Source organism: Proteiniphilum propionicum, from assembly GCF_022267555.1.
Lineage (GTDB): Bacteria > Bacteroidota > Bacteroidia > Bacteroidales > Dysgonomonadaceae > Proteiniphilum > Proteiniphilum propionicum.
In genome coordinates this window covers 1,395,092-1,409,503 of the sequence record NZ_CP073586.1, presented here as the reverse complement: position 1 = coordinate 1,409,503, position 14,412 = coordinate 1,395,092, and the positions used below count along the sequence as shown (strand labels likewise).

Below are 14,412 nucleotides of genomic sequence, written 5' to 3'. Positions count from 1 at the left end.
AATCAATTTTTCATTGCAATGAATCTTTTCGATTATCTGTTCAGTGAGGGTAAAGAAATGGATAAAAAATTCATTTTGAATGAAGGAGAAAAAATTTCCTTCAAAGAGCTTTATTGGAGAAGTTTGACTCTGGCAGACTATCTTTCTGATCGATTAGGCGAGGATAACAAGATTATTTTAATCAGTCAGAACTCACTATTTTTCATCACCTGCTACCTGGCTATCATCAAATCGGGAAATGTTTGCGTGCCATTGAATCCATCGATAGAGCAGGAAAACCTGAGTTACATCGAAAGTCTAACCCAGTGCAAATATTCGTTTGCGTCTGATCAATCAATGAAAAATCATACATTCAGAAGTGAATTATTCAATGAATCGAAGCTGGATGAGATCATACAATCCCAGAAGGAGCGCAATGGAAACAGCAGAACGGAACTTTCGCAAAATAGTTTGTTTAATGAAAACAGATTAGCTGATATCTTGTTCACTTCCGGATCTACGGGAGCTCCCAAAGGGGTAATGCTGACTCATAGGAACCTTCGGGCCAACACGGAATCAATTCTCTCCTATTTAAAACTGAGGTCGGATGATTCCATCTTGTTGGTTCTTCCACTCTACTATTGTTATGGTTTATCCATTCTACATACCCATCTTAAAGTGGGTGCAGCCATTCTGTTGCATAATAATTTTGCATTACTGGGATCTGTAATAGATAACCTTGTAAAGTATCGATTAACCGGTTTTGCCGGCGTTCCGAGTCATTTTCAACTGTTATTGAGAAAATCACTCACTTTTAAAAACACAAGATTCGCTCATTTGCGGTATGTTACTCAAGCAGGGGGAAAACTTCATGAAGCTTTTATTGAAGAGTTTGTCAATGCTTTCCCTGCCATTGACTTTTATGTGATGTACGGGCAAACGGAAGCAACAGCAAGATTGACCTACCTACCCCCAGCATTGCTAAAATTAAAAATCGGATCCGTCGGCAATCCCATACCCGGGGTTACCTTGGATATCGTGAACGAAGATGGTCAATCAACTAAGGTTGGAGAAGTTGGCGAAATAATTGTGAAAGGAGAGAACATCATGAAAGGTTATTTTAACGATCCGGTTGGCACAAGCGAAACGTTGAAAAATGGATGGCTATACACAGGTGATTTGGGTTATTTTGACGAAGATGGGTTTTTATTTCTGACTGACCGCAAGAAAGGAATCCTGAAAATAGGGGGGTATCGCATCAGCCCCAAAGAGATTGAAGAGGTAATCACAACAATTCCTGAAGTTATTGACTGCACGGTAACGGCTATTGAGGATGAATTACTGGGGGAAGCAATAAAAGCAAAGGTTGTTGTAAATGAAGGCTGCGATCAAGAGGAGTTGAAAAATAAAATTTCGATGTTGTGCAATCAAAAACTTTCCAGTAATAAAATGCCAAAAATAATTGAGTTTTCATTGATGTTTGATCTCAATGCGATTGGTAAAAAAAAGTCACATCCATCACATCCTTTCCAAGGGGATCAAACTCCATAAATTAAATGACGATGAGGACAAAAAGAAACATTGCGATAAGTAAATCTGCAATTATTGGATATAATGTGCAGATAGGGAGAAATGCAATTATTCACGATCATGTAGAGATTATGGATCATACCATCATAGGGGATAATTGTATTATTGGTGAACCGGATGCCCGCTACTACAAAGATGACAACTATACAAATCCCAAAACACAGATCGGGGCACATTCACTTATCAGGAGCGGATCAATTATCTATTCGGGTAGCCTGTTTGGAGAATACTTTGCCACCGGGAACATGGTTTCCATCAGAGAAAAATCAATATTTGGGAAACACTGTTCGGTGGGGACATTCAGCGATGTGCAAGGAGATGTGAAATTTGGCGACTATTGTCGTTTAAACAGTCATGTGCAAATAGGGAGCAAGTGCATGTTTGGAAGTTTCGTCTTCATCTATCCCATGGTAGTTTTCACGAATGATCCTTTACCTCCTTCCAATCACCTGGTTGGTACAACTGTCGACAATTTTTCTCAAATTGCATCTGGCTCAATCATATTACCAGGATTGACCATCGGAAAACACTGTCTGATAGGGGCCAAATCTCTTATAAACAAAAATGTACCCGATTTTGAGTTTCATGCAGGCAACCCTGCGATACGAATTGGGAAAGTAACTCATTTGTGGTCCAATGAAAACAAAAGACCACATTATCCGTGGCCCTATAATTTTGATAGGAACCTGCCGTGGAGTGGAATAGGGTTTGATGAGTGGACAAAAACAGAAGAGGGAAAAATGTATTCACTTTGAACATACTTTCAGTCAACATTCATCAAATCCCTTGTAGTGGACAATCAGTGGCAGGCCTTCTATCAGCAGTACATTCTGATGCTATACCTGCGTAAAAAAGGGTTCATTGATCAAATATGAGGATTCCAACTCTGGCAAATGTAAAGAAATTTATCAGCTTAAAGCATTGTTGCACTATAAAATAATGAATGTTCAAATATAAGCAGATTGACTATTTCAAAATTGTCAAACAGCTACAAGTTCCACAGAACATCTATTACATTCAAATATCCCCGGTAAGTCAGATCTGTTTGCCACACTATCTACAGTCAATGTTCTATACAGTGAGGGTAGTGGGCATATACAACGCCGGATCAACTTCGGAAAATACCGGAGTTACGCCTTTATAGGTCCAACAGAGAACCCTTGAAATAGTATCCAAAGATGTGGAATTGACATATTATGACCTATGTATGACATGAAAAAAAGCACCTACCGATTTGAATCGATAAGTGCTTGATTTTTTAGTGACCCCGGAGGGGCTCGAACCCTCGACCCATTGATTAAGAGGCCGCAAACATAATATATCGATTCTTACCGATATATATTATTTATCTGTTTTTCTGCTATTTATGATTTTCACCAATGTTAATTTTATCTATATATTTGGTTATTTTTCGATGTTTCTCTACATTTGTATGACCTATGTATGACCCAATTTATTTTGTAATGCTTTGATAAACTATACATTTAGCGGGGTGAAAATTTCACTGGTTCGGAAAATAAAGAACGGCAGGAACAAAAATGAGCAACCAATCTATTGGCGCGTTACTTTTCTGCGTAAACAATCTTACTATTTTACCGGGTTAAAGTACGATGATCAGGAATGGGATGCTTTCTTAAATCGTAATCTGAAAAAACACGCTGAGACAAAGGCCTTGTTAGACAAATACTTTCACTCTACCATCAAGCCGATTATCGATGATCTGGCATCAAATAATCAATTCACCCTTGCAGCCTTCAATTCAAGATTTCTGAATATTGACACACAAGAGATCACCGTGAATCAAGCTTTTAAAAATAAGATCGATTACCTGGAAAGTGAATTCAGGCTGGGCAGTGCAGGGGTATACAAAGCTACCATAAAAGCGTTGATGCGGTTCAAGCATTTCAAACAACTAAAAAATCGTACTGATAAAAATGCATTCATCGCACTCTGTAGGGAGAAGCGACATGTTACCATCGGGAAAGATGTCCTTGATATTGAACATACGATCAATTTTGAGGAAATCACCACCGGGTTCCTGGAAGAGTGCGAGAAGTTCTGGTTCGAGACTGAGATCTCTCCTGCCACGATGGGAATCTACATGAGGACATTGAGAGCAATCGTTAATAATAACAGGGGTGATAAACCATATATTGATGCTGAGAAGTACCCCTTTGGCGTGACGAGGGGTAAATATGCCATTCCGGAGGGAGGCAGGAGAGAGATCGCATTATCGATTGAGCAGATATGGAAGATTGAGAATTACCAGACAGAAAATGTTACGCTGGCCACCGCGCGCGACATATTCGTATTCATGTTCTACTGCAACGGATTGAATTTCGGTGACCTCTGCCGATTGCGGTATGAGAACATCGATGTGTCGAACAATGAAATCGTCTTTCAGCGAAAAAAGACACTGAGAAAAACAGCGAAACCAACATTTATTTACGTGCCAATACTTCCTCCGATGATTGAAATAATCAACCGGCAAGGGAATAAGGACCAGGATGGATATATCTTCCCCTTTCTGAATGGCATTGAACCCACTGATAGCAATGAGCGAAAAATCATCAACGCAATGAGGCTCAGTTTAGACCAGATCAACACTTCACTCAAACAGATAGCAAATGAACTGGGACTGGATCCGGACCTATCGACCTCCTATACCCGGAACAGTTACATCACTCATCTCACCAGTGAATTACTTGTGAACCCCATCGTGGTTAGAAAGATGGTCGGCCATAGTACAAGGAAGGATGTCACTGCCGGCTATGTGAAGCTGACAGCCAAGAAGCGGAGAGAGATCAATATGAAGCTGCTGAATCCGGAGAAGAGGTATGCTACGATTAACTCAGGGAGGGTGATTTAGTATTTTATAGATTGTAATTTTCTCATTTTCAGACAAAATCTCTGTTATATAATGAATTTGTACAATATAGAAATTAATAAATTAATTTTTTATTCAATTCTACGTTCAATCAAAATAGTTACTATATTTGTTTTTACTAAAAATGTATTAATAATGTATAATAGGGAAGACTGTTTGAACTTATAAGTCAACTAAATAAGTAATGCTATGAAAAAAATGAAATTATTTTCTTTATTGATAATTTGCGCTGGTTTTAACAGCTGCGCTATTCTAAAACCACCTATAATTGTAAAAAACGAGTTTATTGGGAACTATAAATACATATATGTGGCATCAACAAATAGTTTGACTTCAAGTTCGGGGTCTTCTTACGGAGGACAGTATTATTCATCAAGCAAAAGTGTCAATCCAAGTGATGTTATAATCGGGATATTGACCAAAGAAGGGTTCATAGCATTGCCTGAGATAAAACCAGAATTAATTGACCAAACCCTAATCGTTAATTATGGAGAAAGCGGTAAAAGAAATATCGCCGGTGGTCTTGGTGGCTATACAATTGAAGTTACGATCCAATTCATTTCCGCTAAAACACATACACTTATGAGTTCTTGTACTGCTGAAGGACAAGGAGAAACAGAAGCTGACGATATAAGAAAAGCAATAAACCGTTGTTTAGCTGGGCTATTGGATAGATGAACAAAATAAAGTTCTCTCAATAATTATAATAAAAAAATACCTTGCATAATTTCGATGAAATATTGTTATTGTTAGCGTTTTTAATTATTGTCATCTTACCTTTTGTTTACAAATTGTATCTACCGATATTAAAAGGTAAAAAAGGCGAGGCAAAGGTTAGAAGACAATTGAATAAGCTTCCAAAGGATGAATATTATAGTCTAAATGATATTTTGATCAAAACAAATAGAGGTTACTGTCAGATAGATCACATTGTCATCTCTATATATGGTATCTATGTAATTGAGACTAAGAACTACACAGGTTGGATTTATGGACATGAGAATTCAGAAAAATGGACACAATCAATATATGGCAATAAAACAAAATTTAGAAATCCGATTAAACAAAATTGGGGTCATATATATGCAATTAAAAATGTTCTATCGGATTACGGTAAAATAAAGTATTTCTCCATTGTTGTTTTTGCTGGTACTGCAATACTCAAAAACGTAAATTCCATAGTCCCCGTAATTTATAGCAAACGGCTATATAAAACTATTATTGGGCAAAAAGGGATACCATGTTTATCGATTAGAGAGATTGAAGTCATATCTAATAAGATAAACAAAATTAATATTCAAGACAGAAAAGATAAGAGAAAAGCAAAAAAAGAACTAGTAAAACAGATTAAGACTGGTATATCTGAAAGGAATCAGAAAGAAAAGCAATTGATTTGTCCAAGTTGCGGAGGCAATTTAATATTGAGAAAAGGTAAGTACGGAAAATTTTATGGTTGTTCAAATTACCCAAAATGCAGATATTCTAAAGAAAAATAATGAATTATTAATCGATTGAGAACAATACAGATAAGGTAAAAGAGAAAAATGATGAAATAATAAAGAAGGATGCATTTTTGCTCTACCTAGAAGACAACATTAAATACCTTTCCTTTGAGGATACAATTACTGCGTGTAAAAAATGTGCATATAATTTTGATATAAACAACATGGAATTATGTCCCAAATGTAAAGAATATTATAAAAGCATTAAGTATTCGCATTTAACCTTAAGAGAGATATTATCGATATCTTTCTTTATTTATTTAAATATTTGTTAGTTTTGCATCTATAACCCTGGTACTGATGAAAACGTAGGTTTCCACCTCTGCATTAGGATTAATTGGAACTTTCGTAAATGATAATAAAGCAACAATTATTATTTGTTATTATTTTATTGATATACAATCCACTATAAAATTGCACTAATAATTTATCAATATCAATTTACGAATGTTATAAATTCGGGTATTTACGAAAGTTGTAAAAATATTGCGTAAACAACACGTTATGGGGCATTACAAAAACCCTGACAAATTGACAAACAGCGGATTACATAAAATAATAGGATAAAATGAAACGACTTTTAAGACATCCGATTTATTTATTGATACTTTTTGGTCTTTTAGTTTCAATGATTGCAAAAGCGGATACTTGGGGGAATCCGAGTGTTAAGACATATTATTCAGATAATAAAGAATTTAAATTAATTATTACCCCTAAACGGACTTCTGACAAATATTACCTATGGAATTACTACAAGAGTAACAACCATCCCCAAACCAAAAAGATTTTACGGAAAAAGAAAAAGTTTATGCAGAGCATTTCTGCCCAAGATACTGTTTTAATACCATGTAAAGGGGAGTTATATATGGTAAAAGGAACAACTGATAGCGTTTTAATTTGGGAAAGGACATTATTAAATGATATTTGTCCTACTTATGCGATAGTGGCAAATGATGGTTCTTCAATTGCGACCTTTGATAATTGGTATTCGACTGGATATGGAGTAAATGTTTTTGTTGTCTATGATGAGAAAGGAAATGCAAGAAAGACATATAAACTTGAGGAAATAAGCCCCTTTCCTTTAAATGATTATTCCATGTCAATATCATCGTTGTTTTGGAGAAAAAATGTTCATTATATTGATAATGACTGTATTGAAATTATTTTTGAGACAGACGAAAATAAAACAACCAAACGTATTTATAATTTGAATAGATTAGAGTTCGAATAATAACGCCCCATAACAATCTGTATACGCCAGCCGGGGCTCCACAACATATTGCAAGCTTCGTTTTTCCTTATTACCCGCTCACGGCTTGACACAATCTTATGGGGTCTGAAAGCCCCGGCCGACCGCATACAGGTCAACGTTACCGCTAATGTTAAGAAAACACCTACATACAATGAAACATATACTGATTGGATTATTGAGTTTTTCTTTTTTGAATTGTTTCTGTCAAACGAACGATTTTGATACTCTTGTTACTAAGTTTAGGGAACGACTAGAATATGATGATTACAAGGTGAATTTACCTGTTATTCATAAAGGAGAAGACTTTAATATAATTCTTTCTGAATCTTCGCTCGAATTTAAAGAGAAAGAAATTGTATTTGAAAACCCTAATCAAAATAATTCATTTCCATTATCATTTTCGGTAATATTCAAAGAAAACATAGTGTCGCTGTTTGAGCCTGGAACTTTTGTATGTCATAAACTATCAGACTTTTCAAGAAACGAGGAACTTGAAAAAGAATTAAATACAAAACGATTTGATTACCACTGGTTAATCAACAATAATTTGTGTGGATTATCAAATGGAAAATATTGGCTCTTTGACTCTACAAGCAATTGGACGAAATTTGAACAAAAATTACCGTTTGAAAAAAAACCAAAACTTTTTGAGAACAAGGAATACCTTGCTTATTGTGATTGTCATGGAGAATGGGGTGGAACAGTTTATTTTTATAACAGGGCAAATGAAAATACATATTTTACCGAGGCCACTTGTGCAAATTCGATAATTGAAACAGATAAAGGCTATAAAGTCTTATCGCATCTAGGACACGGAATGGGCAGTGCTGATTTGAAATTAATTGCTGACCCTTCAAAACTGTCTAATCTAAAAGATTTTGACTCAAAAACTAAAAATATAAATGCTCTTGGATACTCTGATAAATCAGGTCATCCCAAAACTGTTTTTGATTTTTATTGGGTTCAGATTTTTTCAAGCTTTAATTGGAATGGGCAAACAATCTATATGGTTAATTGGCAAGACAGGACATTTCTATCTGAAATTAGAAAAAAGGATATAATAATTGTTGACCCACTCTTTAATTCAGATTTATACACACATGACCCGATTACAACTCAATACGAAAATGGAGTGATTTTAATGAATCTTGATTTTTATGGACTTGGTAGAGAAAGAGAAGTTTCAATGATTATAATTAAAGACAAAGAGATTACAAAAATTGATTGGAATAATAAACACTAGCGGTAATCGAGTAGACTGCCCCGCCAGCCTTGGCTGACGGGGAGAGCCTCTCACACCACTGTACGTACGGTTCACGTATACAGCGGTTCGTTAAGAAATGGAGCAATTTTCTGATAATAAGTAAACATAGGTTCGTAACCGCGTTGTTGCAGACGTTCCACCGTGATGGTGGTTTTCAAAATAGGGCTACAGGCGACCGCCCATGTACCCATTCGGCTACGGCTGTGGCTGTATGCGTGTTCAAGGTCAACGCCCAAACGTATCAGGTTTTTCCGTCTTCGTTCGGATTTCTTCCATTGTTTCCAGATACAGCAACGTAGCCGGTTACGCACCCACCCATCCACATCTTTGAGTTTTTCCTGGATACTTGCCATGCGGTAGTATTGAAGCCAGCCTCGCTGTACTTCTTTCAGTTTGTGGATACGCTCATCGAAACTGGCGGGTGTGGTTTTTCGGGTGATGGCTTTGAGTTTTAGTTTCAGGTTTTTCCATCCTTTGCCGCTTACCACCAGCTGGTATTTGCCTTTTTCCCCCTTTTTGTAAGTGGGCACAAAACCATATCCTAATAGCGAAAAGTTTACGGGGCGACGGATTCCACTTTTCTCCCGATTAATAGGCAGGTGTAGTTTACTCTTTAGAAAGAGAAAGATCTCGTTGCCTGTTTTGCGGGCATGCCATTGGCTTTTGCAATAAATGCTAAAGTCGTCAGCATAGCGGACAGACTTTAATCCACGTCTGTCTAATTCTTTATCCAATTCATCTAACATGATATTGGAGAGAATCGGGCTCAGCGGACTGCCCTGTGGTACTCCTTTTCGGCGTTTGACTAACTTCCCGTTGATTAAAATCGGCGCTCGCAGCCATTTGCGGATAAGACGCAGCGTAAGCGGGCATTTTACCTTGCGATACAACAATTGCAGCAAAATGCAGTGGTCTACTTCGTCAAAGAAGCTCTTCAGGTCAATGTCTACTATATCCTGATAACCATTGTTTATATACTCCAATGCTTTGAGTACCGCTTGCAGGGCATTCTTATTCGGGCGAAATCCATAACTGTAATCCTCAAATTCCATTTCGAACCGGTTGGCTAAAACTTGCCCTACGGCTTGTTGAAGCATTCGGTCAACCACGGTAGGCACACCTAAAAGACGTGTCTTCCCATTTCCCTTGGGTATCTCTACCCCCAAAATGGGTTGTGGCAAGTAAGTGCCATTTAACAATGATTGCCCTATACTTTCCCTGTTCTTTGTCAGGTGGTCGTATAGTTCGCTTACAGGCATCCGGTCAACTCCTGCCGAACCTTTGTTCTGCCTGACCTGTTGCAATGCACGCATCATGTTGTGACGGTTAATCACTTGCTCGATCAATTCCATTTCGTTTTTGTTTGCTCATTTAATCATCTTCTCTTGCCCTGTTTCGCTTGCTACAGGCTATTTCATTGCTGAAAATCCATGTCGCATTAAAAACTTCTTAACGTTCAGTCCTTCATTACGTTCGTGAGACCTCCGACTCTCTGGATTTCTATCACTTGCCGGCTCGTTTTCCGTAATTACTATGACCTCGGCTGACTTCTCATTACATTTTACTGCTTAGAGATCTCCCCCGGTAAGAGCTTTTTCCTTCCTCCAATCCCTGCGGTATCTACATATCTGTCCACAAACTACCTTTTGGGCGTTACAATGATGTGGTTGCTTACCCAAGACAATTATGCCTCATATACCGTTTCTGTTCGTCAGTACCGGATTTTGCAGTCTCGCTTCCTTCACTGCTGTCGTCACCAACAACCAGCTTGCGACTTGCTAATGCTTCGGGCACGACCCCGTGCATAAGGGACTTGCACCCCCTGGAAAAATACACCTGCTTAGAGCATTGTTTAACCAAAATTATTTGTAATTTTGAAATTTTACTGTTGCTTGCAGCAGGTGCGCTCTGCTCATGCAGGGCGCACACAAAGTGTATAAATCATTTGGCGGATAGTGCTAAATTCAAGGGTGTTACATTTAATAAAATTTGTGTTAGTTTGAAAGGTTCGTGCTTCCAATCGCCAAACGACACCATACACGTAACACGTTAGCGGCAAGCATGGAGTCAAAAACCAATTAACGTATTAAACTAATGAACAAAAAACCAATTAAAAACATAGGTATATTTATTATAGTTGCAGTTGCAAGTGGATGGCTTGGTTTATTAATTGACAAATCCCTTGAGCAGCAAACCGATGGCGATTCCTTAGGAATGGGAGTTTGGTTGATTTTACCCCTGTTGACAACAATAATACTTAGGCTCTTTGCCGGAGACGGTTGGAAAGATATTGGATTAAAACTTAATTTTAAGGGAAACGTCAAATGGTATATTATTTCATTGTTAATTTTCCCAGTTGTTACAATATCCATACTTGCTATTGGAAAACTATCAGGATGGATAAATTTTTCGAATTTTAGAATAACCGCTTATCTTATGGGATTTACAAGCACCCTTATTGTGAATTTCATTAAGAATATATTTGAAGAATCTGTGTGGAGAGGTTATTTAGCTGCAAAACTATTAAAACTTAAAACAAAAGATGTTTGGCTTTACCTTATTGTTGGCGGGGTATGGGGAATTTGGCATTTGCCTTACTACTTGTTTTTTCTTCCAAGATCGGACATGTACCAAGTTTTACCAGTTGACAGAGCCGTATTTGCCATAATTGCGGTTTTTTCAATGATATGTTGGTCAGTAATGTTTGTTGAACTTTATCGTATTACTAAATCAATATGGCCTGTTGTAATTTTGCACATGATTGAAGATTCTCTGATAAACCACTTGATAATAGACGGACATATTACAATTGCATCCGGTAAAGAAATATTGATTTCACCAATTACCGGGATAATAACATCTATATTCTATTTGATTGTTGGTTTATTGTTGAGAAGAAATCGAATAATTAATGAAAATAATATCACTATCATAAATGCCAGCCGCTAATACGGTATAGCCAATAAGGGTTTCATTGGTATGCGAAGCGCAGTAGCCCGCCTCAAACTTTGGTGTAACTTGATAGTGAATCGCCCGCACTCCCTTACTGGCCATACCGCCATCCGTTATTTTATCCTGCTTGTTTTTTGAGGGTTAATATATTGAATTTAAAACCAATTGCTATAAGCACAACAACGAAAATCATGCCTGCAAAGAATAGTCGGAAATTAAATCCGGTTGTTGGAGTGATTTTCTCTTTAAGAGAATGGTTTTCTTCTTTTAAAGCTTCAAGGGTGTATTCAAGGTTTTGGTTTTCCTGGGCAAGCTTATTAATTTGATTGTTGTACTTCTGGTTGAGGATCTCAAACTTACTGATCGTTTTATCGATTTGGCTTTTGCTTTGGGTGATGGTTTCACTTGCAATGGGATATTTGCCCGTGTTGGGATCCACAGTGGCCGCGGTGTCGTAGTTTATCGTGTGACTTGAGGCTTCACTCAACAAGCGGCTGTTCTCATCTCTTAGGCGCCTAAAATCGGTTTTGAAGTTTTCAATTTGTATTTCCTTTGCGTGAAGTTCATTCTTTAAAGAGATCACAGCTGAGCTGTCGATCGTTGTCACCACTTTTTCAGTGATTATTTGTTTGGGTTTACAGCCGACCAGAAAGAGCAGGGTTGCTAAGAGCAACAGGACAAAAGGTGCAGTTCTATTTGGTGCAATCACTTGTACAATCACTGGTGCAGAAATTGGTGTAGCATTTGGTACAACAATTGTGTGTTGTGAAGCTGTAAGTTTTTGTTCGTTCATCATGATGCTTTTCGGATTGCTTCGAGGAATTTATAATGGTACCCCGCGATGGTATGGGCGTTATCGAGTCCGTTGACGATACGCCGGGCACCAAAGGGATCGTCGCGGTGGTGATTGAAATAGTCTTCTAGCGAGCGTCCGGTGAAGTCGCCCCGATTGGATTTGCCCAGGATCATCCCCTCCACCAGGATCTGGGCAGAGATCTCGGGATCCAACGCTAGTTCAGGTTGTTCCAGGAGCGGCAGGCCCATCAGATCACCCATTCGTTCGTAATTCTCAAACCAGGTGAGCTGGACATCGCCGCGGCCATAATAGATCTGATCCGGCCAGGTATAGATCTGTCCACTCTGTTTTATCTTTCTCCCATATGATTTCCCGCGACCTTTTCCCCACTCTTCTATTGGTTGCATGGTATGGGCGGTTTCGTGATAAGCTGTGGCCAGCATGTAGGCACGCCACCGGTCGTCGGTCACCTCGAACTTGGTGAACGCTGCCAGCTTGTGGAGGATCCCCTCCCGTTGGCGGTCGTTCAGTTTTCCAAGGAAGAGCGAACGGTTGATTTCCTGAAAGAAAAGATGCCGGTTCATGATGTTGAGGGATTGAGTTTAGATTCGTTGCTGCATAAGAAAAATTGGAGTTGATAGTTTTGAGTAACCGTTGGAATTATAGTTATTCCTCAACCCGTTTGAATGTACCACGCGGTGGTACCCGGTTTTGACAATCTTCCACCATGCAGTAGTGATCGTCCCCATCCTTACGCCAGCGGATCTCACGCTCTACCGTCTTCTCGAGACCGGTAATCCGTCGGTGATCTTCCATGATCTGCAACTGGAGCAGGGCGATATCCTTTTTCAATTTCTCGTTAATGCTCTCTTTCTCTTTCAGCATCCTCAGCAATTCCTCTGAGTTGGACTTATTGTAAGAGTTCATTTTCTCCATGTGGGCGACCGTGCGTTCCAGGAGTCCCATCATCTCGGTTGCGGCCAGGGCATCCTCCCGCTTGGCCGATGCTTCGGACTGTGAAGCTTCGCTTTGCTTGATCCGTCTGTTTTCCCTGCGGTTGATGATGGAAGAGATCAGTCCCCCGAGGGCACCGCCACCGGCAAAAGATCCCAGGGTGTAGAGCCATTCAGATGGTATGTCGAGCAGTTCAAACATCGGATTAATGTGATATGATTAATTGAAATCGGTAAAAAACCGCTCCAATGCGGAGCGGTTAATTAGGGAAAATCATCCGACTACCTAAGCAATCGTCTTTTGTCCGAGGTAAGCACTGGTAGCTACCAGTGAACCATCCTTGGAGACAAAGCCCAGATAAACCTCAACGTCGTCACCGGTCCAGTTAGCCGGTATCGTCAGCACGTCAGCCTCGGTGGAACGTTCAGCTCCATTCGTCTTGAAGACAGCCTGACCCTTCGAGATGTTGAATGCCAGCGGCATTGCCATGTCGGCACCCAAGGCGTTGCTGACCCCACTGTTATCAGTCCAGGCGAAAGAAATGCTACCTGAAGCAGCGGTTGCAGTAGCATCCTCAGCACCCAGAAGACTACCCTTGGAGACCAGCGCGTTGGGATAATCCAACTCGAAGTCGGGGAACGTACCCGTTACAGCGTTGCTGACATTGTAGGACATTGCGGCGTTGTAGGCCGACTGCTTGCTGGTGTAGGGTTTGAAACCCACGTTGAGATAGGCTACGATTGGCCGGAGGAAATCCAGGGCCACAGTGAATTTCGTCCGTTGGGTCACCTGACCCTCGGTACGAGGATTCTTCACACTTGCGGGAAGGCTTCGGATGTAGTCGATGCCTTTCCAGGACGCACCGACAACAGTGCCCACCTTGCCGGAGAATCCACCTAACACACCTTTTTTAATTGTACCCATGATAGATTGAATTTAAAATGTTAAACATCCAGTTTTTCGAAGTTGATTCGGACTTGGTACGGGCTTGGTACGGTTTATATTCGGATTCAGTATCGATATGAAGCTGGTACCTATTGGTTGAAACATGTAACCAAACCTAGTTATCTATCCGAAGCACTCCGGGAATAAAAATACAATGAGTAATGGATGAATAGTTAACTTAGTGAAGGATACGTTATTATGCATTGTTTTGCAATGTGTTGCCTTGTTGGAGTTGTGCAAAAATCTAACAATACTCTAACGATGCACTAATAAAATCTAATGATTTTTGCA

At 39.2% G+C, this 14,412-nt stretch carries 15 protein-coding genes; 9 read left to right on the top strand and 6 right to left on the bottom strand.

Annotation, left to right across the window (positions count from 1 at the left end; translation table 11 throughout):
* The first annotated feature begins 18 nt into the window (after positions 1–18).
* The 7 genes from KDN43_RS05555 (at position 19) to KDN43_RS05525 (ending at position 8,453) form a co-directional block, all read left to right on the top strand.
* The gene (locus tag KDN43_RS05555) at positions 19–1,530 is read left to right on the top strand and encodes a class I adenylate-forming enzyme family protein (protein WP_238868668.1); all 1,512 of its coding nucleotides are present in this window, start codon (positions 19–21) and stop codon (positions 1,528–1,530) included.
* Between the two features lie 11 nt (positions 1,531–1,541).
* Complete coding sequence (locus KDN43_RS05550) at positions 1,542–2,324, top strand: acyltransferase (protein WP_238868667.1); 783 nt, start codon at positions 1,542–1,544, stop codon at positions 2,322–2,324.
* Positions 2,325–3,061: 737 nt separating this feature from the next.
* Positions 3,062–4,438 (top strand): tyrosine-type recombinase/integrase, encoded by a 1,377-nt coding sequence (locus tag KDN43_RS05545; RefSeq protein ID WP_238868666.1) that lies wholly within the window; start codon positions 3,062–3,064, stop codon positions 4,436–4,438.
* A 207-nt stretch (positions 4,439–4,645) separates the two neighbouring features.
* Complete coding sequence (locus KDN43_RS05540; protein WP_238868665.1) at positions 4,646–5,134, top strand: hypothetical protein; 489 nt, start codon at positions 4,646–4,648, stop codon at positions 5,132–5,134.
* A 41-nt stretch (positions 5,135–5,175) separates the two neighbouring features.
* Complete coding sequence (locus tag KDN43_RS05535) at positions 5,176–5,952, top strand: NERD domain-containing protein (RefSeq protein ID WP_238868664.1); 777 nt, start codon at positions 5,176–5,178, stop codon at positions 5,950–5,952.
* Between the two features lie 574 nt (positions 5,953–6,526).
* The gene (locus KDN43_RS05530; protein ID WP_238868663.1) at positions 6,527–7,189 is read left to right on the top strand and encodes a hypothetical protein; all 663 of its coding nucleotides are present in this window, start codon (positions 6,527–6,529) and stop codon (positions 7,187–7,189) included.
* A gap of 172 nt (positions 7,190–7,361) precedes the next feature.
* Positions 7,362–8,453 carry a hypothetical protein gene (locus KDN43_RS05525; protein ID WP_238868662.1) on the top strand — a complete coding sequence of 364 codons (1,092 nt, stop codon included), beginning with the start codon at positions 7,362–7,364 and terminating at the stop codon, positions 8,451–8,453.
* A 71-nt stretch (positions 8,454–8,524) separates the two neighbouring features.
* Here KDN43_RS05525 and ltrA read toward each other — a convergent pair whose 3' ends face one another.
* Entirely contained in the window at positions 8,525–9,826 is a 1,302-nt protein-coding gene (gene ltrA, locus KDN43_RS05520) for a group II intron reverse transcriptase/maturase (RefSeq protein ID WP_238868661.1), read from the bottom strand.
* 319 nt (positions 9,827–10,145) lie between these two features.
* Positions 10,146–10,334 (bottom strand): hypothetical protein, encoded by a 189-nt coding sequence (locus tag KDN43_RS05515; protein WP_238868660.1) that lies wholly within the window; start codon positions 10,332–10,334, stop codon positions 10,146–10,148.
* Positions 10,335–10,568: 234 nt separating this feature from the next.
* Here KDN43_RS05515 and KDN43_RS05510 point away from each other — a divergent pair, with 234 nt between their 5' ends.
* Positions 10,569–11,423 (top strand): CPBP family intramembrane glutamic endopeptidase, encoded by an 855-nt coding sequence (locus KDN43_RS05510; protein ID WP_154469524.1) that lies wholly within the window; start codon positions 10,569–10,571, stop codon positions 11,421–11,423.
* A gap of 121 nt (positions 11,424–11,544) precedes the next feature.
* Here the strand turns inward: KDN43_RS05510 and KDN43_RS05505 are convergent, their stop codons facing one another.
* From KDN43_RS05505 to KDN43_RS05495, 3 genes are all read right to left on the bottom strand, one after another.
* Positions 11,545–12,222, bottom strand: a complete 678-nt coding sequence (locus tag KDN43_RS05505; protein ID WP_238868659.1) for a hypothetical protein — start codon at positions 12,220–12,222, stop codon at positions 11,545–11,547.
* Complete coding sequence (locus KDN43_RS05500; protein ID WP_238868658.1) at positions 12,219–12,806, bottom strand: glycoside hydrolase family 19 protein; 588 nt, start codon at positions 12,804–12,806, stop codon at positions 12,219–12,221. Before KDN43_RS05500 ends, KDN43_RS05505 begins: the two co-directional genes overlap by 4 nt.
* Positions 12,807–12,888: 82 nt before the next feature.
* Positions 12,889–13,158 (bottom strand): hypothetical protein, encoded by a 270-nt coding sequence (locus KDN43_RS05495; protein WP_238868657.1) that lies wholly within the window; start codon positions 13,156–13,158, stop codon positions 12,889–12,891.
* Between KDN43_RS05495 and KDN43_RS05490 the strand changes: the two genes are divergently transcribed.
* Positions 13,157–13,342: a hypothetical protein gene (locus KDN43_RS05490; RefSeq protein WP_238868656.1), complete on the top strand. Its 186-nt coding sequence runs from the start codon at positions 13,157–13,159 to the stop codon at positions 13,340–13,342. The genes KDN43_RS05495 and KDN43_RS05490 overlap by 2 nt on opposite strands.
* 119 nt (positions 13,343–13,461) lie before the next feature.
* On the opposite strand, the gene KDN43_RS05485 is transcribed toward KDN43_RS05490, so the two are convergent.
* Positions 13,462–14,100 (bottom strand): DUF6266 family protein, encoded by a 639-nt coding sequence (locus KDN43_RS05485; protein WP_238868655.1) that lies wholly within the window; start codon positions 14,098–14,100, stop codon positions 13,462–13,464.
* Between the last annotated feature and the right edge of the window lie 312 nt (positions 14,101–14,412).